Raw genomic sequence first — 23,843 nt, forward strand, 5'->3', positions numbered from 1 at the left:
ATGTCTACATGGAGCAGCTCTGGACGAACGCCCGACTCGCAACGATGGCCGATGACACCCTCGGCCTGATCGACCATGGCGTCGTGGCGGCGCAGAACGGCCGGATCGTCTATGCCGGCCCCGCCGACGGCGCGCCGGCGACCGCGCAAAAGGTCTATGATTGCGAAGGCCGGCTGATCACCCCCGGCCTCATCGATTGCCACACACACCTTGTCCACGGCGGCAATCGCGCGAACGAATGGGCAATGCGGCTTGCGGGCGCGAGCTATGAGGAGATCGCGCGTGCAGGCGGCGGCATCGTCTCGACGATGCGCGCGACGCGCGACGCGAGCGAGGAGCAACTGGTTGCCAGCGCCCTTCCCCGCCTTGATGCGCTGATCGCCGAGGGCGTCACGACGATCGAGATCAAATCGGGTTACGGCCTGTCTACCGGCGACGAACTCAAGATGCTGCGCGCCGCCCGCGCGCTCGCCGGGCACCGCAACATCCGCGTCGAGCCAACCTTCCTCGGCGCGCACGCGCTGCCCCCCGAATATAAGGGTGACAGCGACGCCTATATCGACCTCGTCGTGGGCGAGATGATCCCCGCGGCGGCGCCGCTCGCAACCGCGGTCGACGCCTTTTGCGAAGGCATCGGCTTCTCGCCCGCGCAATGCACGCGCGTGATCGAGGCGGCCAAGGCGCACGGCCTTGCCGTCAAGCTCCACGCCGAACAATTGTCGGCGCTCAACGGCAGCGCGCTCGCCGCGCGGCACGGCGCGCTGTCGGCCGATCATCTCGAACATGCGACCGACGACGATGTCCGCGCGATGGCCGCGGCGGGCACCGTCGCGGTGCTGCTGCCCGGCGCCTATTATTTCATGCGCGAGACGAAACTGCCGCCGATCGACGCGATGCGTCGCCACGGCACCCGCATCGCGCTCGCGACCGACAACAACCCCGGCACCTCGCCGACCACCTCGCTGCTGCTCATGCTCAATATGGGCGCGACTTTGTTCGGGCTGACGGTGGTCGAGGCGCTGCACGGGGTGACGATCAATGCCGCCGCCGCGCTCGGCCTTGGCGCCGAGATCGGCACGCTCGAGCCCGGCAAGGCGTGCGACCTCGCGATCTGGGACGTCAGCGACCCGGCCGAGCTCGTCTACCGCATCGGTTTCAACCCGCTTCATCAACGCATCAAGGACGGACAATGATCATCACTCCCGGCGCCATGACACTCGCCGACTGGTGCGAAATCTATGAGGGCGCGAGCGCCGAACTGAGCGCCGGTGCATGGGATGCGATCGACGCGAGCGCCGCCGCGGTCGCGCGCATCGTCGCGAAGGGCGCGCCGGTCTATGGCATCAATACCGGCTTCGGAAAGCTGGCGAGCGTTCGCATCGCCGACGACGATCTGGCGACGCTCCAGCGCAATATCGTGCTCAGCCACGCCGCGGGCACCGGCGCGCCGTCGCCGGTGAAGATCGTGCGGTTGATGATGGCGCTGAAGCTCGCGAGCTTTGGCATGGGCGCCTCGGGTGTGAAGCGCGAGACGGTCGCGATGATCGAGGCGATGCTCACGAAAGGCCTCACTCCCGTCGTCCCGTCGCAGGGCTCGGTCGGCGCAAGCGGCGACCTCGCACCGCTCTCGCACATGGCGGCCGCGATGATCGGCGTCGGCGAAATCGAGATTGGCGGCAAGACCTTGCCCGCTGCCGAAGCGCTGGCGCAGGCCGGCCTCACTCCACTCGACCTCGGCCCCAAGGAAGGCCTCGCGCTGCTCAACGGCACTCAATTCTCCACCGCCAACGCGCTCGCGGGCTTGTTCCGCGCCGAGACCGTCTTCCGCTCGGCGCTGATTACCGGCGCGCTGTCGACCGAAGCCGCCAAGGGCTCGGACGCCCCCTTCGACGCGCGCATCCACGCCTTGCGCGGCCATGCGGGCCAGCGCGAGGTCGGTGATACACTCCGCAATCTGATGGCGGGATCGGCGATCCGCGCGTCGCACGCCGTCGACGACCCGCGCGTGCAGGACCCCTATTGCCTCCGCTGCCAGCCGCAGGTGATGGGCGCGGTGCTCGACCTGCTGCGTCAGGCGGGAACGACGCTCGGCATCGAGGCAAACGGCGTTTCGGACAATCCTTTGATCTTCGCCGACACCGACGAAGCTTTGTCGGGCGGCAATTTCCACGCCGAACCCGTCGCCTTCGCTGCAGACATGATCGCGATGGCGCTCTGCGAGATCGGCTCGATTTCCGAGCGCCGCATCGCGATGCTCGTCGACCCCGCGCTGTCGGGCCTGCCCGCCTTCCTCACCCCACGCCCCGGGCTCAATTCAGGCTTCATGATCCCGCAGGTTACCGCCGCAGCGCTCGTCAGCGAGAATAAACAGCGCGCCCATCCCGCCAGCGTCGATTCAATCCCGACTTCGGCCAATCAGGAGGATCATGTTTCGATGGCCGCGCACGGCGCACGGCGCCTGCTCGAGATGGCCGACAATGTCAGTGCGGTGGTCGGGATCGAACTGCTCGCCGCGTGCCAGGGCATCGATTTCCACGCACCGCTGAAATCGAGCGATGCACTCGAAGCTGCGCACAAGCATCTGCGCGCCGAGGTTCCCACGCTCGAAGACGACCGGCATTTCCACCCCGACATGGAAGCCGCGACCGCGCTGATCCGCACGGGCAGTCTCGTCGCCGCGGTGCCCGCAAGCCTGCCGGGCGTCGGCTGATGGACTGGCTGCGCGTCCATCGCGGCGACGCGCCGCTCGTCATCGCCTTTCCGCACGGCGGCACCGAGCTTGCGGGGCTCGACGAACAGTATGTCTCGCGCTGGCATGCGCAGCTCGACACCGACTGGTACATCGCCGAACTTTACGCCTTCGCTGCCGATCGAGGCGCGACGCTGGTTGCGACCGATATCTCGCGCAGCGTGATCGACATGAATCGCGACCCCTCGGGCGCGTCGCTCTATCCGGGGCAGGCGACGACCGAGCTGTGCCCGACGACGACCTTCGACGGCGAACCGCTCTATCGCTTTGATGCACCGGACGAGGCCGAGATCTTGCAACGGCTGAACTCTTACCACCGCCCCTATCACGATACGCTGAGCGAAGAGCTGGACCGCTTGAAATCGGCGCACGGCCGCGTCGTCCTCTACGACGCCCATTCGATCCGCAGCCATGTCCCGCGTCTGTTCGATGGCGAGCTGCCGCAGTTCAACATCGGCACCAATGGCGGCGCGACCTGCGCCCCCGAACTCGAAACCATCGTCGCGAACATCTGCGCCGCGAGCGGCAAGAGCCATGTCGTCAACGGCCGCTTCAAGAGCGGCTGGACGACACGCCACTACGGCCAGCCCGACGACGGCATCCACGCGATCCAGATGGAGTTGGCACAGCGCGGTTACATGGCCGAGCCCGCCGAAATCACCCACGCCAACTGGCCCGCCCCTCTCGACCCCAACCCCGCGATCCGGCCCGTGCTGGAGCAAGTGATCGCCGCGGCCCTCGATTTTGCGAAAGGACAATCATGACCACCCGCCCCCAGAATCCCAGACTGGACAACAGCCGCGTGATCCGCCCGGCTACCGGCAGCGAGATCAGCGCGAAAAGCTGGCTCACCGAAGCCCCGATGCGGATGCTGATGAACAACCTCCACCCCGACGTTGCCGAGCGGCCCGAGGAACTGGTCGTCTATGGCGGCATCGGCCGCGCCGCGCGCGACTGGGAAAGCTATGACCGGATCGTCGAAACGCTGAAGCGGCTCAACGACGACGAAACCCTGCTCATCCAGTCGGGTAAGCCGGTGGGCGTGTTCCGCACCCACGCCGATGCCCCGCGCGTCCTGCTCGCCAATTCGAACCTCGTCCCCGAATGGGCGAACTGGGAGCATTTTCACGAGCTCGATAAAAAGGGCCTGATGATGTACGGCCAGATGACCGCGGGCAGCTGGATTTACATCGGCAGCCAGGGCATCGTTCAGGGCACCTACGAAACCTTCGTCGAAATGGGCCGCCAGCATTATGGCGGCAGCCTTGCGGGCCGCTGGCTGCTCACCGCCGGCCTCGGCGGCATGGGCGGGGCGCAGCCGCTCGCGGCGGTGATGGCGGGCGCGAGCTGCCTCGCGATCGAATGCCAGCCGAGCCGCATCGAAATGCGCCTGCGAACCGGTTATCTCGACAAGCAGGCGAACAGCATCGACGAAGCCATCGCGATGATCGAGGCGAGCCATGCCGATGGCAAGCCCATATCGGTCGGCCTGCTCGGCAACGCCGCCGAAATCCTGCCCGAAATCTTCCGCCGCGGCATCCGTCCCGATCTGCTCACCGACCAGACCTCGGCGCACGATCCGGTCAACGGCTATCTCCCCGCGGGCTGGACGCTCGACGAGTGGTTTTCGAAGCGCGAGAGCGATCCCGACGCCGTCGCAAAAGCGGCCAAGGCGTCAATGGCGGTGCATGTGGAGGCGATGCTCGACCTGCAGGCTGCGGGCGTGCCGACCACCGACTATGGCAATAACATCCGGCAGGTGGCGAAGGACGAAGGCGTCGAGAATGCGTTCGACTTTCCGGGTTTCGTCCCCGCCTATGTCCGCCCGCTCTTCTGCCGCGGCGTCGGCCCCTTCCGCTGGGTGGCGCTGTCGGGCGATCCCGAGGATATCTACAAGACCGACGCCAAGGTGAAGGAGCTGCTCCCCGACAATACGCACCTCCACAACTGGCTCGATATGGCGCGCGAGAAGATCCAGTTTCAGGGTCTGCCCGCGCGCATCTGCTGGGTCGGACTGGGCGACCGCCACCGGCTCGGCCTCGCCTTCAACGAGATGGTGGCATCGGGCGAACTTAAGGCGCCCATCGTCATCGGCCGCGACCATCTGGACTCGGGCTCCGTTGCGAGCCCCAATCGCGAGACCGAGGCGATGCGCGACGGCAGCGATGCCGTATCCGACTGGCCGCTGCTCAACGCCCTCCTCAATACCGCGAGCGGCGCGACCTGGGTGTCGCTGCATCATGGCGGCGGGGTCGGCATGGGCTATTCGCAGCACGCCGGCATGGTCATCGTCGCCGACGGCACCCCCGAAGCGGCGAAGCGCCTTGAGCGCGTGCTATGGAACGACCCCGGCACCGGCGTGATGCGCCACGCCGACGCAGGCTATGACATCGCGATCGACTGCGCGCGCGAAAAGGGCCTCGACCTGCCGAGCATCTAGCGCTTGTTTCAGTTGCACCGAAACAGCTTCGCATCCTAAGGCTCTCCCCGACGATGAGGGGAGAGCCAGACGCCGATGTCCGAAGCCCAGCCGCCAAGCCATCCCGAAATCCGCGACGCGGTGCGCCGCCTCTGCGCCGATTTTCCCGGCGAATATTGGCAGCGGCTCGACCGCGACCGCATCTATCCGACCGAATTCGTGCGCACGCTCACTGAAGCGGGTTTCCTGTCGGTCCTGATACCAGAGGAATATGGCGGATCGGGCCTCGGCCTCGGTGCCGCGACTGCGGTGCTTGAGGAAATCCACCGTTCGGGCTGCAACGGCGGTGCGTGCCATGCGCAGATGTACACGATGGGCACGCTGCTGAAACATGGGTCGGAGGCGCAGAAGCAGGCCTATCTGCCCGCAATCGCGCGCGGTGACCTCCGCCTGCAGGCGTTCGGCGTGACCGAGCCGACCGCGGGCACCGACACCACGCGCATCCGCACCTTCGCCAAAAGAGTCAGCGACAAATATATCGTCAACGGCCAGAAGATCTGGATCAGCCGCGCCGAGCATTCGGACCTGATGGTCCTCCTCTGCCGCACTACCCCGCGCGAGGAATGCGCAAAGCCGTCCGACGGGATGAGCGTCCTCCTCGTCGACATGCGCGAGGCCGAGGGCAAGGGTCTGACGATCCGCCCCGTCCGCACGATGCTCAACCATGCGACAACCGAGCTGTTCTTCGACGATCTCGAAGTCCCCGCCGCGAACCTGATCGGCGAGGAGGGCAAGGGCTTCCGCTATATCCTCTCGGGAATGAACGCCGAGCGCATCCTGATTGCGTCCGAATGCATCGGCGACGGCCGATTTTTCATCGACCGCGCCACCGCATACGCCAAGGACCGCGAAGTCTTCGGCCGCGCGATCGGCACGAACCAGGGCGTCCAGTTCCCGATCGCGCGCGCCTATGTCCAGATCGCCGCCGCCGCCGAAATGGTCGACAAGGCCGCGCGGCTGTTCGACGCCGGGCAGGACGGCGGGACCGAGGCCAACATGGCAAAGATGCTCGCATCCGAAGCAAGCTGGTACGCCGCCGACATGTGCGTTCAGACGCACGGCGGCTTCGGCTTTGCCGAGGAATATGACATCGAACGCAAGTTCCGCGAGACGCGCCTCTACCAAGTCGCACCGATCAGCACGAACCTGATCCTGAGCCATGTCGCGACGCACGCGCTCGGCCTGCCCAAGAGCTTCTGAGCCGATGGACGATTATTCCGCCTGGGTCGGCCGCAGCGAAACCCGCGAGGATGTCGCGGCCGCGGCACCGCTCGCCGGTCTCGCCGCCTTGCTCGATCATGACAGCTCGCCATGGTTACCCGGTACGGTGCCGCCGCTGGCCCATTGGCTCTATTTCCTGCCCACCGCGCGCCAGTCGGCGATCGGCGAGGACGGTCACCCGCGCCGCGACGGCGCGGGCCTCCTCCCGCCCGTCCCGCTTCGGCGCCGCATGTGGGCGGGTAGCCGCATCGACTTCCTTTCCCCGGTCGCGGTCGGTGCCGCACTGACGCGCGTCACCACGATCGACGCGATCAAGCCAAAGCACGGCGCGAGCGGCGACCTCCTGTTCGTGACGCTGCGTCACGACATTACTGCGGATGGCGTTGCCGCGATCCGCGAGGAGCAGGACATCGTCTTTCGCGAACCCGCGCCGACGGCGCCTGCACCCGCCGCCGTTCCGGTCGAACCGGCGGAACCCGAGCCCGCCGATGCTGTGCGTAGCCTATCGCCCGATCCTGTACTCCTGTTCCGCTATTCGGCGCTCACCTTCAACGCTCACCGCATCCACTACGACCGCGATTATGCGCAGAATGTCGAAGGCTATGCCGGGCTGGTCGTCCACGGCCCGCTGATCGCGACCTTGCTGATGGATCACCTTCTGCGCACCGCGCCCGGCGCAACACCGCGCCGTTTCAGCTTCCGCGCCGAAGCACCGTTGATCGACGGCGCCCCCTTCGACCTCTGTCTCGCCCGCGATGGCGATGCGACGCGATTGTGGGCGCGCGATGCAGCAGGACGCGCGACGATGCGCGCCGACGTCGCATAGCCGGGCCCGGTCAAGGCGAATCCACCCACCGAGAACATCTGGGTATTTCTCCGCTCCCGACATTGCCAATTCGCAAAGCGGGTCATGCCGCGGCGGATCATGATCGCCTTGTTCGCACCGATGCGGACGGAGTCGGGGAGGATCCGCATCAGCCATGCCATTCGGCATCGCGCGCCATCCCCTTTTTGTAAGGAGAGTAGTCATGATCAAGAAAGTCATGCTGGCGGTGTCGACGCTGGCGCTTGCCGTCTCGGCCGCACCTGCCTTCGCGCAGGGAAGCCAAGATCAGGACAATGACAACACCACGACGGGTGCTTCGGGCAACAACAGCGACACCGTCGTCGTCAACGACCTGATCGACCTGTTCGTCCAGGACAATGCCGCCGACACCTTCTCGGATGACGATCAGGACAATGACGGCAATGGCTCGCTCAACGGCAACAGCCTCGTTGTGGCGACCCAAACGCTCAATGCCAACAACACCAACCAGCAGATGGACGAACTCGTCGACCTGGACGGTGAGGACGACAGCGACACGGCGGTCGGCTACAACAGCGGCAACAACAGTGTGAGCGGCAGCGCCTTCGCGGCCTACGCCGGCATCCTGAACGCCGCCTGGAACACGGGCATCAACTCGAACGCCCAGGCTGCAACCAACATCGCGGCAAGCGGCACTGTGAGCTTCGGCGACAGCGCTCCGGCCGGTGGCGACGGCGGCGCCGACTAACCGGTCCCCCCGGATGGCCGGCCCGGCACCACTGGCGGGCCGGCCATTTCCCAATGTTTCGCTTTCGAGGAGCGCCCGCGTCATGAAACCCCCGATCGTCCCGGCCCTGCTGGTCCTGGCAGGCCTGTCCGTGCCCGTATCGGCACAGCTGCCTCCGCCCGAAGCAGCGGCGCCGCGCGTGGTTGAGGCCGTCCCGGCCGGAGCCTATGCAGCCCCGGCGATCCCGGCGCAGCCCGAACGCAAATCGCCGATGCTGAAAGACAAAGAGCTCGACACGTTGCGCGGTGGCCAGTCGCTCGTCATCACCAACCAGACGATGGAATCGATCGTCAGCGGCAACGTCCTGAAGGGCGACTATACCGCGGGCGCGGTCACGTTGAGCGATTTCGCGCTCTCCAACTTCAATGGTGTCGGCAACCTGCTGATCAACACCGGTGCGCAGGTCAGTGCCCAGAGCGGCATGAACCTGACCATCAACCTCGGCGATTGAGTCCGCCATGCGGCCCATGCGCGCCTTGATCGCGGGCATGTTGTGCGCCCTTGCGGCCGCCCCCGTCGCCGCCGAGGTCCGGCTGACCGGGCCCGAAACGGGAGGCAATTACCAGCTTCAGGTGATGACCTGGTGGGATATTCCTTTCCGCTCGGTCGTTCGACAACGCTATGATTTCAGTTGCGGTTCCGCCGCGATCGCGACCCTGCTCACCTATCATTATGGCGCGCCGACATCGGAAACGATGCCCTTCCGCGCGATGTGGGAAAAGGGTGACCGCGAGGCGATCCGCAAGGTCGGCTTCTCAATGCTCGACATGAAAAACTATCTCGCCTCGCGCGGCTATCGTGCCGAAGGCTTCCGGATCACCGCCGAGCAATTGAAGCAGGTGAAGCGCCCGACGATCGTCCTGATGGACCTGAAAGGCTTCAAGCATTTCGTGGTCGTCAAAGGCGTCCGCGGCGACCGCGTGCTCACCGGCGATTCGGTTCTCGGCCTCAACGAATATTCGCTCAGCGATTTCGAGAAGCATTGGAACGGCATTGCACTGGCCATCGTCGAGGGTGGACAAAAGCGTCCTTCCTTCAACCTTGCTGGCGACTGGGGCCCTTGGTCGCAGGCGCCGCTCGAAGATGAGGGCGCGCTTCGCGTTTCGATCAGCGATCTGACGACCAACCTTCCCCCGCAATATCAGCTGACGCCGCAGATCCTGCTCGATGTGCGCGTCGGCACCGTGAAATGAGGCCGCCCATGTCCCTCCGCATCCTCCTGCTCGCCTTCGCGCCGGTGATCCTCGCGGCGAGCGAGCCCGCGGCCGACGATCCGCTTGTGGACGCCGAGACGGTATCGGATGAGGTGCTGGCGACGCAGCGCGGCGGCTTTGCCTTTCAGGGCATGGTGATCGCCTTCGGTGCCGATATTCGCAGCTTCGTGAACGACGAACTCGCGCTCCGCACGATCGTCAGCTGGACGCCCCAAGGGTCCTCGATCGAGCGCTTCGTGTCGCCGGCGCTGACCGCGGTCGATGCGGCGCAGATCCAGGGCGGCATTTTGACCAGCGGCGGCATCACCATGCGCGTGGGCGACGAACCGGTGTTCCTCGCGAACAACGGCCAGACCGCGCTGATCCAGAATACCGACGCGATCCAGAATGTATTGATCAACACCGCCAGCAACGTGTCGCTGAACCAGCAGGTCGACGCCGTGCTCGACCTCAGCGGCTATGAAGGGTTCCGCGACGCGCTGGCCTCCACGCGGATGAGCGACGCAATCGGCGCCGCGATGGGCGCGCAGACGGTCGGCGCGCTCGGCAACTGAACGACCCCCCGCCCCTGTTTCGACAGGGACGGTTCACCTCGCCCCGCCTCTTTTGGCGGGGCTTCTTTATGTCGCCCTTATGTCGCTGGATCAGGCCGCCGGGATCATAGTTTCCCGCCGAACGGCATGCGCAGCGTGATCGACACGTCGGGCGCATCTTCGGTCACGCCGATCTCGAAACCCATGTTCAGAACGTCGCGCTCGGTCAGGCGATAGGACATGCCGAAATTGAGCGAACCGACGTGGATATAGTTGGATTTCTGATGCGTATCGCCAATCTCGGTCTTGGTCGGGAAGATATAATTGTGCCGGTAACCCAGCGAGAAAGAGAAGCGCGGGTTGAGCGCGAAACCGAAGCCGATATTGGCCGAAACCGCGTCGCCCGGATCGACGCGCCCGATCAGCACGTCGCCGACCAATTCATTCACATCGCGCGGGATATGATAAAGATAGGCCGCGCCGCCATAGATCACCGCGGGATCCGACGGCATCAGGAAATTGAGCCCCGGCTGCACCGCCCAGAAGCCCGACCCGGTGGCCAGCCCCGTCGCGACACCGAATTCGTCGTAGCCGACCTCGAACGGCCCCTTGCCCGTGTCCGATTTCACGCGCAGCGTCCCGACGAAGATCGGCTTTTGCCCGACCGGGCGATTGAATTGATAGCGCAGCGAGAATTCGGCATCGCCGATCCCGTCCTCGCGCAGCGCGATCGACCGGACGATGCCTTCGTCGCGCTGCTGGACGACCTCGATCCGGTCGTTGCGATAGAGATAGGGGATGCGCACCTCTGCCTCGAGCCGGTCGCTGATTCCGTAACGCAGCGAGGCCGTGCCGACGAGCGTATCGCGGTCGGCGTCGGTCGCCTCGATCAGCCCGATCTGGATCCCCGGGATCAGCTCGATCCCGCGAAAGACGAGGCGATTGGTCGACGAGCGCGTATATTCGAACGAGGGTTCGAAAATGAGATTGCCGGCGCGCGTCAGCACCCCCTGTCCTTCGGGAACCGCCGCGACGCGTTCGGTGGTCGACTCGCCCGGAGGCGGTGCCTCGCCGACCGGCGCATCGGGCAGCGCGACCGCGTCGCTGCCGGGGCCCGGAAGCGCAGGGCCGGCAACGCCCTGCCCCATGCCGGTTCCGCGAAACATTTCGAGCGGTGCCTCGGCTAGCGCGAAGGACGATAGCCGGTCGACCTGCGCCTGCTGGGTAATAAGCTGTCCCTGCATCTTCACGATCTGCTGCCGCTGCTCGGCGAGCATCGCGTTCTGCTGATCGATCATCGCGCGCTGTTCGGCGATGATCCGGCGCTGCGCGTCGATCTCGCTCTCGGCGCTCGCGGCCGGCGGGCTATCGGCGGCGGCGCCCGGGGCGCCCGCCGCCGCGTTCCACGTCGGCGCGGTGTCGAGAAAGGGAAGCGCATCGCACAAGCATTCGAGCGCCGGTGTTTCATGCGCCCTGGCCTGCGAGGGCGTAAAAACCGCCGACAGCCCGACGGCGGCCACACCCATATGGCGCAGCACGGGCGGCGCTGATAAATTGCTCATGCGCCTGCCCCCTGCCCGGTGAACGATCGCCGCGGCTGCATCGCGCGCAACTTGTCGATCGCGACGCCCATTTCTTCGCCGGCAATCGCGCGCAGCCCGTCGAGGTCGACCAGCCGGCACAATTGCGGGCCCTCCAGCTCGATCAGGCCCTGGCGGACAAAACCCGAAATCGTCCGGCTGACCGTATGGATCGTCAGGCCCAGATGATCGGCAATATCGCCGCGCGTCATCGGCAAGGGAACGCTGCCGAGCGCCGACAGCCGCTTCGCCGCGATCAACAGGAACGCCGCGACGCGTTCGTTGGCATTGCGGCGGCCGAGCAGGAAGATGCATTGATTCGCGCTGTCCAGCGCGCGTTCGAGCGCCCGGTTCTGCCCGAGCGAATCGGGGTCGCCATTCAGCGCCGGACGGCGGGTCAGGATTGTGTTGGTGACCGCTTCGGCGGCCGCGTCGCGCGCGCCATATTCGACGCCGAAGACGTCACCCTGATAGAAGAACCCCGTCAGCTGGCGGTGCCCGTCGACGTGGAAATGACAGGTTCTGACAGTGCCCGAGATGACTTCGAACCAGCAATCGCCGGGATCGCCCTGCGAGAAAATAATCTCGCCTTTCCGGAATTTTAGGATGGTGTCCTGCGGAATGGACCCGCGTTGAAACTCTGCCGAAAGACCTTGCACGCCACGTCTCCAATCTGGAATTGGTATTTGCGGCGACCCCGTTTGCGAGTCTCATCTCCCTTTGCGGGTGCTGAATCCATCCGCATAAAAACCAAGGAATTCGTGTGTATGAACAGCCTAGGAAAATCACTTACGTAAATTTCCTTAGCGTTTGAGGATGGATTAAGACTGAATTTCAATAGTATAGGTATTTTGGCACACGCAGTGTCTCTATATACTTAATTAGCTTAGGTTAATTGATAAACAGCACACAAACATATATCATCGACACCAGAGCAGGTGGGTTGCGGGTCGTGCCGCGCAAAAGATGCTCGTCGGTCGCACAGTGTCTAAGCCTTGGGTATCAGGGGATTGCGCCGTGCATCAAAACGCTTTGAACGTCGAACCGCATTTGACCTTTCGTGAACATCAAATACTCGAACTGGTCGCCGTCGGCTGCTCGGCTAAGCAGATCGCGATCGAAATCAATATCGCGCCACGAACCGTCGAACGGCACATCGAGAATGTGCGGCTGAAACTCAATGCGCGCAACCGCGCGCATCTGATAACCCAGGCCATGCACCTGGGCCTGCTGGTCATCGAAACACCATCGCCCGACGAACCGACGCTATTCGAACTTAAATGACGGGCATCCGAAATGCATATGATGGGCACTCGATGAACGCCCTGAAGCGTGGCGAGCAGGTATTCGCTGCCGTCCATTGGTTGAAGCAGGTTAAACGGGCGAACCTCGTCGCAGGTTGTTCCCGACCGGGGAGTCCATCATCCGCACAGATTGGAGGGCCCGCGGAGCTATTCGATCAAAATTCCGAGATCGTTTCATCCTCGATCGCCGCACGGATCATCCGGTCCCAGACATCGGCGTCGCCGACCGCGAGCATCCGCCCGCTCGGCTCGCGCAGCGTACGGAGCGCGGCGAGCGCGGCGTCGGTATAGTCGGGCCATAGTGCATCGACCGCCGGACCCGCCGACGTAAGCTCGCCTTCAGCATTTCTGCTCAGCGCATGACCGGCGAGAGCGCGCGCGACACGCTCGACGGGAGCGGTCGCGGCATGGTCGAGATTGCCGTGCGACATGTTGGATCTCCTTTTCGTGACATGAGCTCAACGTCCGCACAGCCGCGCGGGTTGCAGGTCGGCGCGGCAAGCAGGCGATGGATACCGACCGTGCGCTGCACCCGCGCAAAAGCGAGCAACCGCTTGCGGGCGGGAACGATCGATGCCGTGATGCGTCAGTCGATCGCCCACCCCAGACCGCGGGAGCGAGAATGGCAGGAAGCGGAAAATTCGACCGTCCAAAGGCCGACCTGATCGTTGCCCTCGCGCGCACCCCGATCAGCATCGCGACCGCCGAAAGCTGTACCGGCGGCCAGCTTGCCGCCTTGCTTGCCGGCGATGTCTCGCTCGGACCGCATCTCGAACGCGGGTTCGTTGCCTATTCGAAGGACGCCAAGCGCGAACTCCTCGACGTCCCCGCCGAAGCCACCGAGCGTTGTGACGCGGTCAACGCCCACGCCGCCGAAGCGATGGCGGGGGGCGCCATATGGACTTCGCGGTAGATCACCTCATCTTCGGCCCCGACGACGTCAATCTCGGGCGCTCGCCGCTCGCCGGCGCGTTCGATGCCGAAACCTATGTGCTCGGCGCCTTCAATCCCGGCCTTACGCGGCTCGAAAACGGCAATCTGCTGATGATGGTGCGCATCGCCGAAGCATTGCGCGATCCGATCGCCGATGGCCATGTGCGCGCCATTCGCCGGGCCGCGGACGGCTATCGCCTCGATGTCTGGCCGCTTGACCTTTGCGATACCGCCGACCCGCGCAAATTCATGGTGCGCGACGGCGCGTGGCGCGTGATGGCGCTGACCTCGCTCTCCTGGCTCCTCCCCGTCGAACTTTCGCCCGACGGGCTCGAGCGCGTCGCGATCCATTATGACAAAGCGGTGGCGCCGCAAGGCAGCTTCCAATGCTATGGTGTCGAGGATGCGCGTATTTCGCGGGTGGATGGCCGCTGGCTGATGACGACCTGCTCGGTAAGCCCCGAACGGCATTCGACAACGCTCTACAGCTCAACGAACGGGATCGACTGGCGCTTCGAGGACATCGTCCTCGATCACCAGAACAAGGACATGCTCATTTTCGAAGGCCGCATCGACGGGCATTACTGGGCACAGACGCGCCCGCTGGGCGACCTCTATTTCGCCTATCCGCCGGGCTCGGAGTGGCGCGCGGGTCCGTCGATCAACCTCGCGACCTCACCCGACGCCCTTCACTGGAAACCCCATCTAGCGCCGGGCATCCGCCCGCATGCCGACACTCTTGCAACCGCGCGGATCGGCGGCGGCACCCCGCCGATCCTCACCGATGAAGGCTGGCTAACGCTCTGGCACGGGGTCGAACCCAAGGAAATCGTCGGAATCTACCGCACCTATTGGTCGCTACTCGACCGGCGCGATCCGTCTAAAATCCTGCGAAGCGGCCACCAGCCGTTGATCGAAGCCAATGCCGACCTCACGCGCCCGCTGGAGGACCGGCTCTACGTCCGCGACGTCGTGTTCACGACGGGGATCGCCGACGGAGGTGACCATTATGTCGTCGCGTCGGGTGAAGCCGACCTCGCCTGCCGCATCACCCATATCCCGAAGTCGGTTTTCGCCGCCTGAGATGCGGGAGGCTCCCCCGGCAGCAAAAACGTCCGGACACCATCGCCGGGCTGCAACTATCGCCGCGTCGCGCCGTTGCCTTCTTCGAGAGGAAAACAGATGGCAAAGGTCGCGGAATCGCATCCGGATGTAACCCGGCTCCGGGGCTTCGCGGGGATACTCGGCGGCATCGCGCTCGCCTGGCTCGCGGCACGCGCGATAAGCAGGCGGACCGCGCCCGCGAAGGCCGACCGCCATTCGGCTGCCTTTCGCGACCGCGAGACCGATGCTGAAAATTTCGATCAGACACGATCGGCCGGCCCGGACGCGATGCGCGACGGGATCCGCCGGCCATGGGAGGCGATCGATCAGGCGATCGATGAGTCCTTTCCGGCGAGCGACCCGCCGGCAACTTACGGATCCGGGAACGCCCGCCCCTCAGGCGAGGTGGCGAAGTAGGTCGTCGATCGAGGCAGTCGCGAAGCCGATCGCACTGTCCGATATCCCGAACGGAATGAAAAGCTCGTCGCCGACGCGCATCGCGCCGCAGGTATAGACGACATTGGGCACATAGCCTTCGCGGTCGCTCTCGGCGGCGGCGAGGATCGGGCAGGACGTGCGCGCGAGGACGCGCGATGGGTCGTCGCGATCGAGGAGCGCCGCCCCCAGGCTGTATTTGCGCATCGCCCCGACGCCATGGGTGAGGAGAAGCCAACCCGCATCGCACTCGATCGGGCTTCCGCAATTTCCCATCTGGACGAATTCCCATGGAAATTCCGGGCGCATCAGGATCGACCCTTCCTCGTCCCAGCGCGTTAGCGTATCGGACGCGAGCAGGGTGATATTCTTGCCATCCTGTCGCCCGACCATCAGATAGCGTCCATCGATCTTGCGCGGGAACAGCGCCATGCCCTTGTGCCGCGCGGCACGCCCGGTGAGCGGCGCGAGGCTGAAGCTTGTGAAGTCGCGGGTGCGCAGCAATTCGGAGCGGATCGCCTGCCCCGAATAGGCGGTGTACGTTCCGATATATTCGGTGCTGCCATCGTCGTGAACGAAGCGCACGAGGCGGAGATCCTCGAGCCCGTTACGTTGCGCCTCGGTCACGGGAAAGAGCACGCTGTTCGAGATCGCGCTGCCAGGCTGGCGGTGCACGGTCACGGCATCGTCGGGACCGATATGATGGCGGTCGTCGGCAACCGCGGCCATCGCCGGCCCCGATTGCGGCCAGAGATGGAAATCGCCGCCGGGGCCGATGATGCCCTCGCGGAACGCGACCGAGCTGATATGGCCCTCGCCCACCGCGCGCATCGACATCAGGAAACGCTGCTGGTGCGCGGCGAGCCCCGTCTGGTCGGGATGCGGCACGACGCTCGGGTTCATCAGCGCCGCCGCGGCGTAACTATATTCGTGGCAGAAATAGGCACCGATCAGCCGCCGCTTGACCGGCGAGACGCTGCTCACGGAAAGCGCCAGATCCTCGGCGATCTCGGCGAAGCGTTCGTCGAAAATGCGGCCGATCTGCCAGTGTCGCTCGGAAAAATCCTTCCAGATCAGCCCAAGCTCGAGCTCCGCCTGGTCCTCGTCGAGCGCGACGACGTCGGCGACGAGTTGCGCGGCGCGCGGCGGTTCGGAAACATTCGACGCCCATGCGAGGTGGAAGGGTCGCAAGACGACCCGCGCGGGATCGGCGCTGAGCTTTTCATTGAGTATGTGCAGCGGCGACTGGTCGGGTCTGCAAATCAGCATCGATAAGGCCCGCCTTTTCTTTGATCTCTCCCTGCCAGAATAGGTCGTCCATCGCGTGATAGGCAAGGTGAAATGCCAGCACCGACTCGGCGCCGACATTCGTATTAACGCCCCGCGGGGTCAGTCCGTCGCAGCAGCGCCCGGTCGCGGCGCTTGCGAGCGCGAGCGATCGGTCATTGTCACCGTGGAACCAGCGCCAGGCCATATCGGCGCGCGCGCTCCAGCGCGGCAGCCCGGTCGAGACGAAAGCCTCGCCACAGGCGGCAATCGTCGCCCACGCCTCGAGCGGCTGCTGGTCGAAAGGCAAGGTTTCGCCGACGAGACCGAAGCCCTCAGACCCCGCCGGGCGGAACCATCCCCCCGCGCCCGTCTGGCGATCGCAAAGCCAGTCGAGCGCCGCAAGCCCCGCCTTCTCGAGGGGGAGCGAGCCCAGCCGGAGACCAGCGCGCATGAGCGCCTCGGCGAGCCGGGCATTGTCATAGGCAAGCCCGGCTTCGAACCAGTCCCACCCGGGGCGGCGCGATGATTTCCAGAGCGTGAGGAGGAACGCGCCGCCACGCTCGATCAGCGCGCGCGCATCCGCATGCGCAGGATGCCGCAGAAGCAATTCGTCGGCGCCGAGCATCGCGAAAGCGATCGCGCGCGGGCTCCGGAAATCTCGGGTCATCTCGGCGGTGCGCCCGAACCATTCAAGCCCCCAGTCGGCGAGCCCGGAAAGCGGCGCGCGGCCGGCACAATGACCAAGCGCCCAGAGGGCGCGCCCGTTGCTGTCCTCCGATCCCTCCGCCTCGAGCCATTGACGGTCATAGCCCATGAAGTTGCGGAAGCGGCCGTTCGCGGGATTCCATGCATGCTGGACAAAGCTCGCATAGCGCATGGCGAGCGCTTCGTTTCTGGCGAAAGCCTCGGGTCCGAGACTGTTGAGGAGCATTAGCGCGCGCGCATTGTCATCGATGCAATACCCGTGTGCGCGATCGGGGACGATACCGAGGCCATGCTGGAGGATCCCCACCCCGTCGCTCATCGCGCGGATCGCGCCGAGCGACGGCGGTGCGCGCACCTCCCTGATCGCTGCCGCCGGCGCAAGCTGGCCAAGCAGCGCGGCGTATTGTCGGGCGATTTCGGGCCAGGCGGTGCGCCGTCCGCGCATATAGGCGCGTTGCTGGAGGGCGCGGCGCTCCTCCGGGGCCGAGAGAAGGAGGAGCACCGCCTCCGCGATCGCGTCGCTGTCACCCTGCGGCACCAATATGCCGACATCGTCCGCGAGAAGCTCGCGGGCGTGAACGAAGGGTGTCGAGACGACCGCGCGTCCGAGCGCGACGGCATAGGCAAGCGTGCCCGATGTGATCTGGGCGAGATTGGGATAGGGCGCGAGATAGATGTCACACAGTTCGATCTGGTCGAGCAGCTCCCCGGTTTCGAGGAAACGGTTCTCCCAGGCGATATTATCCTTCACCCCCAGGCTTTCGGCGAGCGTCTTGAGGCTCTCGCGGTACGCCTCGCCTTCGGACGCGACAAGGTTGGGATGGGTCGCGCCGACGATGCGGTAGAGGATGTCGGGATATTGCGCGGCAATGACCGGCAAGGCGCGGATCGCGGTTTCGAGCCCCTTGCCGGGACCAAGGAGCCCAAACGTCGAAAGGACGGGCCGCGCGGCGATCCCGAGCGCCGCGCGCAGCGGCGGCGATGGGGTGAAGGGCCGGTCGGGAGTCCCATGTTCGATCTGAACGACCGAAGCGGGTTCCGCGCCATAGACTTCAATCAGCGTCCGGCGCCCGAATTCGCTCATCACCACAAGCCGCGAAGCGCGCGCGACGAACTGCGCGATCACGCGCCGCTGCGCCTCGCTCGGCTCGGCGAGCACGGTGTGCAGCGTGACAATCAACGGCGCTGCGATGCGATCGACCAGCTCGAGGATCAGGTCGCCCGCAGGCCCGCCGAAGATGCCGAATTCATGCTGGAGCCAGACCGCCGCCGCGGCGCTGCGATTGATCGCCGCTGCGGCGGCTCGATAGGAGGCGGGGTTGTCGTCGTCGATCGAACAGGTGATCGCCGCGTCGCTGCCCTGCGCATGCAACGAACGCATCGCGTAAACATCGACCGCGAGGCCCGCCCCGGTCGCCATGAGATGGTCATAAACGTCGGCGGTGAACGTCGCGATCCCGCATTGACGGGGCCGGAAGCAACCGACCAGCGCGATCCTCTTTAGCGCTTGCGGCGGCAATTTTTCGGAGATTCCGCGGAGGAGAACGTCGCCTGAAACGTCTGAAAGAGACAGGGCTTTCGGATCATATTTCATCGCAACGCCTTTTTTGATTTCCCCCTCAATTGACCTGGACTCGGTGCCCCGACCGCCTGGAGACGCGGCAGGCACATCATCACAACCTGATCAACGCCTGCACCGCCTCACAAGTTGCGCCGCGCCGCCGCGAGAAAAAGGCGTTCCGGCTCGGTCCACGAGATCGCGCCCGTCGCCGCCGCCCTCTTCCCGCGCAACCGCGACTACATGGTCGAGTTCAGCGGCCGGCAGCCTCTCAGTCTCCGCTCGACGCTTCAGTTCCTCCTTCCGCGCCGGCATCCGTTCGCCGATCGCGGCGAGATCGACGTCGGCAGCACGCTTGCCGGAACATATTGTCGTGCTGCTTTTCTTCTTCCGCAACATGATGCCTGATCTCTTCGGAGAGCATGGTGACTTCGCTGCGAAAAATTCATCGCCGGAACCCGCGGCGACGATCTTCATTTATTAGGGGAGGCCAAACGCAGCCTATGAGAAAGTCTCGAATTACGAGACGTTAACGATATTAGGACATGATCTCGACATGAAACGATCGGACACCCCCACACCGATCGAGTCGCAGTGGCGCTTGCGGATTTTCCCAAGTCCGGCGACTCTTCCGCTATCGGTCTATCGCGACTTCGTCGACATGCTGTTCAGCATGCGGCTTCCCATATTCGGCCTCGGCGTGGTGTTCGTCGGTGTATGCATTCTTGTCGGCCGCGAGCTAGGCAGCAACTTTCTTCTCGCCCTCGGAGCGCTGGGGACGCTGACGACGTTTCTGCGGCTCGCCACGCTTCGCGCCTATTCCCGCGCACGCCCGGTACGTGATTTCGAAGAGTTGAGGCGCTGGGAGCGCCGCTATGCGATCGGCAATTATGTGTCGGCCGTGCTGCTTGCGCTCCTCAATCTGGTGGCCATAGCCGCCCATTATCCATTGCTCCATCTCATCACTGTCAGCCTCGTCTTCGGCTTCGGCGCGGGCATCGTTTCGCGGACCTCGATCCGGCCGAATATCTGCGTAACCAGCCTGCTGCTCGCGACCGTGCCAACCGTCGCCGCGCTGGTATGGCACCCGATGCAGCCGCACGCGACGCCCCTCCACGCCGAGCTGTTTCTGATCGAGGCCCTCATCGTCGCCATGATAACCGGGCTCAGCCTCCAGACCGTTGCCCACCTCTATCGCTCGGCGATCGAGCACCACACGGCGCGGCACGACATGGCGAAGCTCGCCCGGACCGATGCTCTCACCGGCCTGTCGAACCGCCTGTTGCTGCGCGAACTTTTTCAGGATCGCGCCGCGACGGCGATGCGCGCGAAGAATCTCGTCGCGCTGCATTTTCTCGATCTCGACGGCTTCAAAGCGATCAACGATCGCTACGGCCACCCGGCGGGCGATGCGCTGCTTGAACAGGTGGCGCGGCGGCTCGAAGGGATGGTGCGCAGCGACGATGTCGTCGCGCGGCTCGGCGGCGACGAATTCGTCGTGCTGCAGGTTGATCTGAGCGATGAAAGCGAAGCCGAACTCCTGGCCCGCCGGATAATCCGCGAGATCAGCAAACCCTATCTCGTGGACGATATATCGATGTCGGTATCGGTCAGCGTCGGGATCGCCACCGCCCCGAAACTCGGCCTCGAACTGGAACGGCTCCTCTCGTGCGCCGATGCCGCGCTCTATCGCGCGAAGGCCGGAGGGAAAGCGCGAGCCCTCTTCTGCGTCGAAGAAGACGCCGCGATAGCCAATATCGCGGCGTGATGTGGAGAGTGAAATGAGCTTGCCGCGATCATTGGTAAAGATCGTCGCCGCTTTTCGAGGCGGATGTAGATCGAGCTGATGCGGGGCTCGGCCGCCTTGAGATCGGCCTCCACTCCTCGATCAATGTTTCAGCGCGGCCCATTGACAGTGCGACGTCAAAGTCTGCGCTTACCGGCTCGCCGCGACGAAATCGTCGGCATGCCGTTTCAGCTCGCCAAGGGCCATGCCGGGGCGATAGAGCGCGCCGCCCAGCCCGAACCCGGACGCGCCCGATGCCCTCCACAGCGCCAATTTGTCAGGGGTGATGCCGCCCGTGACGATCACGGGGACACCGGAAGGCAAGACCGTTTTCAACGCTTTCAAGATATGGGGAGACGAGGCTTCGGCCGGGAAATATTTCAGCGCCGTCGCACCGGCCGCATGCGCGGCGAACGCCTCCGACGGGGTCAGGAAGCCAGGGACCGACGCGAGGCCCGCTTCCACCGTCGCGGCAATGACGGCGGCGTCGGTGTTGGGTGACACGATGAGCCGCCCGCCCGCTACGGCGACGTCGGTCACCTGCTGGCGCGACAACACCGTCCCGGCGCCAACGATCGCACGATCGCCGACCGTGCCGGCCAGAATCTCGATGCTGCGCAGCGGGTCGGGCGAATTCAGCGGGACCTCGATCAGGGTGAACCCCGAATCGACAAGCATCTCACCCGCCGCCGCCGCCTCTTCCGGCCGGATTCCCCGAAGAATGGCGACAAGCGGGCATTGTTCCAGCGCCGAAGCGAAATTCATCACAATTCTCTCCAGATTCGGGTGATGCCGGCGACGAAGGCCGCATGGCTGTCGACAAGGATCGCCGAGCCGCCGAGTTCCTCGATCGCGCAGCGGTAAAGCCCGCCAAGATAGGCGTCGGCCAGCACATGCACCGCCTCCGACGGATCGGTGAGGCGCGCGCGGACGTCGCTGCCGATGAGCAATCCGCTGGTAAAGGATGCGCTTTGCTCGAGCGGCAGCGATCCGAGCAGGCGTGCCGCGCGGACGGAGAAGAGCAGCGATAGCAAATCCTGCCCCTGCGCCTGGCGCACGCCCGCCAGAAACCCGTCGTTCGGTCCGACATCGCCGTCGAGAAGATCGGCAAGCAGGCTGTGCTGCTTGAGCAGCGCGAACAATTCGCCGGTCATCGTCGTGGTAAAATCGACGAGACGCCCGCCCGCGACCCGCGCCCATTTGCAATGGGTGCCAGGCTGGCAGAGCATCGCCCCATCGGGCACCAGCCCCGCCTCGAGCGCGCCGAGAAACTGCACTTCCTCGCCGCGCATCACGTCGGCGCGGCTGTCGTCAAGGCGGCACACGCCGGGGACGATGGCTACGCGCTGCCCCTCGATCCACCGCGTCCCGCGCACGACGGCCGCGAAGTCGGCGGGCGCGGGCACATAGGGAATTTCGTGCCAGCCGCGCTTCGATCCGACCATGCCGGCACAAAGCATCGGGGCATCGCCAAAGCGCGCACGGATGCCCGCCGCCTCGGCATCGAAACTGCCCGGCGCAATCGCCAGGACGCCGCGGTCGTCACGCTCGGTTTCGATCACCGCACCGCCCGCATCGATGCTGTACACGCGGCGGTTGGTGGTGCCCCAGTCTATGGCGAGAAAATGTCCGTCCATACGCCGTCCGACCTACCACCAGGTCGCATAGAGCGCGATCAGGATCGCGATCACGGCGCCGCTCGCCACGTTGAAGCCGGTCGTGGTGCGGAAACTGACGCCTTCGGCGGTGATGCGGTCCTTGTCGGCGGTGGCGGGCATCAGCAGCGACAGGCCGATCGCCAGCGCGAGCGCGATCAGGAACACAATCCCCATGCGATCCATGAACGGGATCGAAGGCGCGAGCACCTTGAACAGATAGGAGAAACCGACCGACGCCACCGCCGCGGCGATCGCACCAGCCTCGCTCGCCCGCTTCCAGAACAGGCCGAGCAGGAAGATCACCGTGATACCGGGGGTGAAGAAGCCCGAAAATTCCTGGATAAACTGGAACGCCTGATCCGAACCGCCGAGCAAGGGGCGCGCCGTGATCAGCGCGAGCAGCGTCGCGACGACGGCAACCATGCGCCCGACGAGCACCAGCTTCTTCTCGCTCGCCTCGGTCTTTTCCCCGGCATGCACAGGCGAGAATTTGGCATAGAGATCGAGCGTGAAGATCGTCGCGATCGAATTGATCTTCGAGGCGGTCGACGCCACCACTGCGGCCATCAACGCTGCGAAGACGAGACCCAATATGCCCGCGGGCAGCAGCCGCATCATCGTCGGATAAGCCTCGTCGGGTTTCGCGAGGTCGGGCGCAAGCATCACCGCGGCGATCCCCGGCAGCACGACGATCACCGGCATCAGCAGCTTCAGAAAAGCGGCGAACACGATGCCCTTTTGCGCCTCTGCCAGGCTCTTCGCCGCGAGCGCACGCTGGATGATATATTGGTTGAACCCCCAATAGGAGAGGTTCGCGATCCACATGCCGCCGATCAGCACCGAGATGCCGGGCAGATCCTTGTAGAAGGGGTTGTCGGACGTCAGGATCATGTCGAAATGCCCGGGCAACTCGCTGGTCAGGCGGCTGAATCCGCCGATGATGCCCGCGTCGCCGCCGATTTCGCTGAGCGTGATGCCCGAGATGAGCAAACCGCCGAGAACGAGCAAAGTGACCTGGACGATGTCGGTGAGCGCGACCGCTTTCAGCCCGCCGTAAAGCTGATAGAGAAGCGCGAAGCCGCCGAGCGCGAACAGCGCGACGTCCTGATCGACGCCCGCCACCTTATTGACCGCGATCGATCCCAGCCACACGATCGATGTGAGGTTTACGAAGATGTAGAGCGCGAGCCAGAAGATCGCCATCAGCGTGCGGATGTTGGTGCCGTAGCGCTGTTCGAGGAACTGCGGCATCGTGAAGATCTCGTTGCGGATGAAAATCGGCAGGAAATATTTGCCGACGATCAGCAGCGTGAGCGCCGCCATCCATTCGTAGGACGCGATCGCGAGACCGATCGCATAGCCCGATCCCGACATGCCGACGATCTGCTCGGCAGAAATATTGGCGGCGATCAGCGATGCGCCGATCGCCCACCAGGGCAGATTCTTCGACGCGAGGAAATAGTCGGCGCTGTCCTTGGCCTTGCCGCCCTTTTCGCGGCTGACCCACTGCGCCAACCCGAAAATCCCGATCGCATAAGCGACGATCACCGCCACATCGAGAGTCGTCAGCGTCATCTTCGGTATCCCCTTTCCAGCGGTGTCCCGCAAAACGCCGCGCCGAAAAACGCGCGATCGTCTATTTATACGATTTATAGGACTTTATATTTATATGATCTATGCCACTTGTCTAGAGCCTAGCTGCGGGCGATACGAAGCGCGAGGG

24 protein-coding genes are annotated in these 23,843 nt (G+C 64.7%); 15 read left to right on the forward strand and 9 right to left on the reverse strand.

All coding sequences use genetic code 11. The features are described from left to right. The first annotated feature begins 8 nt into the window (after positions 1–8). The 10 genes from hutI (at position 9) to ASD73_RS03890 (ending at position 9,809) form a co-directional block, all read left to right on the forward strand. A complete protein-coding gene (gene hutI / locus ASD73_RS03845) occupies positions 9–1,193 on the forward strand; it encodes an imidazolonepropionase (protein WP_056370321.1) in 1,185 nt (394 codons plus the stop codon). Beyond that, positions 1,190–2,710 carry a histidine ammonia-lyase gene (gene hutH / locus ASD73_RS03850; protein ID WP_056368975.1) on the forward strand — a complete coding sequence of 507 codons (1,521 nt, stop codon included), beginning with the start codon at positions 1,190–1,192 and terminating at the stop codon, positions 2,708–2,710. Before hutI ends, hutH begins: the two co-directional genes overlap by 4 nt. Beyond that, positions 2,710–3,513, forward strand: coding sequence for an N-formylglutamate deformylase (gene hutG, locus ASD73_RS03855; RefSeq protein WP_056368973.1), 804 nt, complete (start codon positions 2,710–2,712; stop codon positions 3,511–3,513). Before hutH ends, hutG begins: the two co-directional genes overlap by 1 nt. Next, on the forward strand, positions 3,510–5,189 hold the full coding sequence (gene hutU / locus ASD73_RS03860) for a urocanate hydratase (RefSeq protein WP_056368971.1): 1,680 nt from the start codon (positions 3,510–3,512) through the stop codon (positions 5,187–5,189). Before hutG ends, hutU begins: the two co-directional genes overlap by 4 nt. A 75-nt stretch (positions 5,190–5,264) precedes the next feature. Continuing rightward, on the forward strand, positions 5,265–6,428 hold the full coding sequence (locus ASD73_RS03865; RefSeq protein ID WP_056368969.1) for an acyl-CoA dehydrogenase family protein: 1,164 nt from the start codon (positions 5,265–5,267) through the stop codon (positions 6,426–6,428). A 4-nt stretch (positions 6,429–6,432) separates the two neighbouring features. Beyond that, positions 6,433–7,275, forward strand: a complete 843-nt coding sequence (locus tag ASD73_RS03870; protein WP_056368967.1) for an FAS1-like dehydratase domain-containing protein — start codon at positions 6,433–6,435, stop codon at positions 7,273–7,275. A gap of 202 nt (positions 7,276–7,477) precedes the next feature. Next, the gene (locus ASD73_RS03875; protein WP_056368964.1) at positions 7,478–8,002 is read left to right on the forward strand and encodes a hypothetical protein; all 525 of its coding nucleotides are present in this window, start codon (positions 7,478–7,480) and stop codon (positions 8,000–8,002) included. A gap of 82 nt (positions 8,003–8,084) precedes the next feature. Beyond that, the gene (locus ASD73_RS03880; RefSeq protein WP_056368963.1) at positions 8,085–8,492 is read left to right on the forward strand and encodes a hypothetical protein; all 408 of its coding nucleotides are present in this window, start codon (positions 8,085–8,087) and stop codon (positions 8,490–8,492) included. Positions 8,493–8,508: 16 nt separating this feature from the next. Continuing rightward, the gene (locus ASD73_RS03885; protein ID WP_056368962.1) at positions 8,509–9,234 is read left to right on the forward strand and encodes a C39 family peptidase; all 726 of its coding nucleotides are present in this window, start codon (positions 8,509–8,511) and stop codon (positions 9,232–9,234) included. Between the two features lie 8 nt (positions 9,235–9,242). Further along, complete coding sequence (locus ASD73_RS03890; RefSeq protein ID WP_056368961.1) at positions 9,243–9,809, forward strand: hypothetical protein; 567 nt, start codon at positions 9,243–9,245, stop codon at positions 9,807–9,809. 104 nt (positions 9,810–9,913) lie between these two features. Here the strand turns inward: ASD73_RS03890 and ASD73_RS03895 are convergent, their stop codons facing one another. Together ASD73_RS03895 and ASD73_RS03900 are read right to left on the reverse strand one after the other, a co-directional pair. After that, positions 9,914–11,350: a hypothetical protein gene (locus ASD73_RS03895; RefSeq protein WP_200934870.1), complete on the reverse strand. Its 1,437-nt coding sequence runs from the start codon at positions 11,348–11,350 to the stop codon at positions 9,914–9,916. Next, positions 11,347–12,027 (reverse strand): helix-turn-helix domain-containing protein, encoded by a 681-nt coding sequence (locus ASD73_RS03900; protein ID WP_056368960.1) that lies wholly within the window; start codon positions 12,025–12,027, stop codon positions 11,347–11,349. The genes ASD73_RS03895 and ASD73_RS03900 overlap by 4 nt, the downstream gene beginning before the upstream one ends. A 373-nt stretch (positions 12,028–12,400) precedes the next feature. Here ASD73_RS03900 and ASD73_RS03905 point away from each other — a divergent pair, with 373 nt between their 5' ends. Next, a complete protein-coding gene (locus ASD73_RS03905; RefSeq protein WP_231732902.1) occupies positions 12,401–12,652 on the forward strand; it encodes a response regulator transcription factor in 252 nt (83 codons plus the stop codon). A gap of 175 nt (positions 12,653–12,827) precedes the next feature. Here ASD73_RS03905 and ASD73_RS03910 read toward each other — a convergent pair whose 3' ends face one another. Next, complete coding sequence (locus ASD73_RS03910; protein WP_056368959.1) at positions 12,828–13,103, reverse strand: hypothetical protein; 276 nt, start codon at positions 13,101–13,103, stop codon at positions 12,828–12,830. Positions 13,104–13,294: 191 nt separating this feature from the next. On the opposite strand from ASD73_RS03910, the gene ASD73_RS03915 reads away from it, so the two are divergent. The 3 genes from ASD73_RS03915 (at position 13,295) to ASD73_RS03925 (ending at position 15,126) form a co-directional block, all read left to right on the forward strand. Then, positions 13,295–13,585, forward strand: coding sequence for a CinA family protein (locus ASD73_RS03915; protein ID WP_056368958.1), 291 nt, complete (start codon positions 13,295–13,297; stop codon positions 13,583–13,585). Then, positions 13,570–14,688, forward strand: coding sequence for a glycosidase (locus ASD73_RS03920; RefSeq protein ID WP_056368957.1), 1,119 nt, complete (start codon positions 13,570–13,572; stop codon positions 14,686–14,688). Before ASD73_RS03915 ends, ASD73_RS03920 begins: the two co-directional genes overlap by 16 nt. A gap of 99 nt (positions 14,689–14,787) precedes the next feature. Continuing rightward, positions 14,788–15,126, forward strand: a complete 339-nt coding sequence (locus ASD73_RS03925) for a hypothetical protein (protein WP_156377277.1) — start codon at positions 14,788–14,790, stop codon at positions 15,124–15,126. Here the strand turns inward: ASD73_RS03925 and ASD73_RS03930 are convergent. The 3 genes from ASD73_RS03930 to ASD73_RS22705 form a co-directional block, all read right to left on the reverse strand. Continuing rightward, positions 15,106–16,413: a glycoside hydrolase family 130 protein gene (locus tag ASD73_RS03930; protein WP_056368956.1), complete on the reverse strand. Its 1,308-nt coding sequence runs from the start codon at positions 16,411–16,413 to the stop codon at positions 15,106–15,108. The two genes, ASD73_RS03925 and ASD73_RS03930, sit on opposite strands and share 21 nt — an antisense overlap. Then, complete coding sequence (locus ASD73_RS03935; protein WP_082521392.1) at positions 16,367–18,538, reverse strand: glycosyltransferase family 4 protein; 2,172 nt, start codon at positions 18,536–18,538, stop codon at positions 16,367–16,369. Before ASD73_RS03935 ends, ASD73_RS03930 begins: the two co-directional genes overlap by 47 nt. A 264-nt stretch (positions 18,539–18,802) precedes the next feature. After that, entirely contained in the window at positions 18,803–19,153 is a 351-nt protein-coding gene (locus ASD73_RS22705) for a hypothetical protein (protein WP_156377278.1), read from the reverse strand. Between the two features lie 79 nt (positions 19,154–19,232). Here ASD73_RS22705 and ASD73_RS23460 point away from each other — a divergent pair, with 79 nt between their 5' ends. Continuing rightward, positions 19,233–20,444, forward strand: coding sequence for a GGDEF domain-containing protein (locus tag ASD73_RS23460; RefSeq protein WP_327196897.1), 1,212 nt, complete (start codon positions 19,233–19,235; stop codon positions 20,442–20,444). Between the two features lie 168 nt (positions 20,445–20,612). Here the strand turns inward: ASD73_RS23460 and ASD73_RS03945 are convergent, their stop codons facing one another. Genes ASD73_RS03945 through ASD73_RS03955 form a run of 3 tightly spaced genes read right to left on the reverse strand, consistent with a single transcriptional unit; the run spans position 20,613 to position 23,695 of the window. Beyond that, a complete protein-coding gene (locus tag ASD73_RS03945; protein ID WP_056368954.1) occupies positions 20,613–21,227 on the reverse strand; it encodes a 2-dehydro-3-deoxy-6-phosphogalactonate aldolase in 615 nt (204 codons plus the stop codon). Further along, entirely contained in the window at positions 21,227–22,099 is an 873-nt protein-coding gene (locus tag ASD73_RS03950; protein WP_056368953.1) for a 2-dehydro-3-deoxygalactonokinase, read from the reverse strand. Before ASD73_RS03950 ends, ASD73_RS03945 begins: the two co-directional genes overlap by 1 nt. Positions 22,100–22,111: 12 nt before the next feature. Then, on the reverse strand, positions 22,112–23,695 hold the full coding sequence (locus tag ASD73_RS03955; RefSeq protein WP_056368952.1) for a sodium/sugar symporter: 1,584 nt from the start codon (positions 23,693–23,695) through the stop codon (positions 22,112–22,114). Between the last annotated feature and the right edge of the window lie 148 nt (positions 23,696–23,843).

The sequence above is a fragment of the Sphingopyxis sp. Root154 genome (genome assembly GCF_001427105.1).
In the GTDB taxonomy this organism is placed as follows: Bacteria; Pseudomonadota; Alphaproteobacteria; order Sphingomonadales; family Sphingomonadaceae; genus Sphingopyxis.

Bases quoted from the DNA above. Each gene is read 5' to 3' on its own strand.
- hutI (WP_056370321.1), top strand. From the start codon at position 9: ATGGAGCAGCTCTGGACGAACGCCCGACTCGCAACGATGGCCGATGAC.
- hutH (WP_056368975.1), top strand. From the start codon at position 1,190: ATGATCATCACTCCCGGCGCCATGACACTCGCCGACTGGTGCGAAATC.
- hutG (WP_056368973.1), top strand. From the start codon at position 2,710: ATGGACTGGCTGCGCGTCCATCGCGGCGACGCGCCGCTCGTCATCGCC.
- hutU (WP_056368971.1), top strand. From the start codon at position 3,510: ATGACCACCCGCCCCCAGAATCCCAGACTGGACAACAGCCGCGTGATC.
- ASD73_RS03865 (WP_056368969.1), top strand. From the start codon at position 5,265: ATGTCCGAAGCCCAGCCGCCAAGCCATCCCGAAATCCGCGACGCGGTG.
- ASD73_RS03870 (WP_056368967.1), top strand. From the start codon at position 6,433: ATGGACGATTATTCCGCCTGGGTCGGCCGCAGCGAAACCCGCGAGGAT.
- ASD73_RS03875 (WP_056368964.1), top strand. From the start codon at position 7,478: ATGATCAAGAAAGTCATGCTGGCGGTGTCGACGCTGGCGCTTGCCGTC.
- ASD73_RS03880 (WP_056368963.1), top strand. From the start codon at position 8,085: ATGAAACCCCCGATCGTCCCGGCCCTGCTGGTCCTGGCAGGCCTGTCC.
- ASD73_RS03885 (WP_056368962.1), top strand. From the start codon at position 8,509: ATGCGCGCCTTGATCGCGGGCATGTTGTGCGCCCTTGCGGCCGCCCCC.
- ASD73_RS03890 (WP_056368961.1), top strand. From the start codon at position 9,243: ATGTCCCTCCGCATCCTCCTGCTCGCCTTCGCGCCGGTGATCCTCGCG.
- ASD73_RS03895 (WP_200934870.1), bottom strand. From the start codon at position 11,350: ATGAGCAATTTATCAGCGCCGCCCGTGCTGCGCCATATGGGTGTGGCC.
- ASD73_RS03910 (WP_056368959.1), bottom strand. From the start codon at position 13,103: ATGTCGCACGGCAATCTCGACCATGCCGCGACCGCTCCCGTCGAGCGT.
- ASD73_RS03915 (WP_056368958.1), top strand. From the start codon at position 13,295: ATGGCAGGAAGCGGAAAATTCGACCGTCCAAAGGCCGACCTGATCGTT.
- ASD73_RS03920 (WP_056368957.1), top strand. From the start codon at position 13,570: ATGGACTTCGCGGTAGATCACCTCATCTTCGGCCCCGACGACGTCAAT.
- ASD73_RS03925 (WP_156377277.1), top strand. From the start codon at position 14,788: ATGGCAAAGGTCGCGGAATCGCATCCGGATGTAACCCGGCTCCGGGGC.
- ASD73_RS03930 (WP_056368956.1), bottom strand. From the start codon at position 16,413: ATGCTGATTTGCAGACCCGACCAGTCGCCGCTGCACATACTCAATGAA.
- ASD73_RS03935 (WP_082521392.1), bottom strand. From the start codon at position 18,538: ATGGCGACCGGGGCGGGCCTCGCGGTCGATGTTTACGCGATGCGTTCG.
- ASD73_RS22705 (WP_156377278.1), bottom strand. From the start codon at position 19,153: ATGAAGATCGTCGCCGCGGGTTCCGGCGATGAATTTTTCGCAGCGAAG.
- ASD73_RS23460 (WP_327196897.1), top strand. From the start codon at position 19,233: ATGAAACGATCGGACACCCCCACACCGATCGAGTCGCAGTGGCGCTTG.
- ASD73_RS03945 (WP_056368954.1), bottom strand. From the start codon at position 21,227: ATGAATTTCGCTTCGGCGCTGGAACAATGCCCGCTTGTCGCCATTCTT.
- ASD73_RS03950 (WP_056368953.1), bottom strand. From the start codon at position 22,099: ATGGACGGACATTTTCTCGCCATAGACTGGGGCACCACCAACCGCCGC.
- ASD73_RS03955 (WP_056368952.1), bottom strand. From the start codon at position 23,695: ATGACGCTGACGACTCTCGATGTGGCGGTGATCGTCGCTTATGCGATC.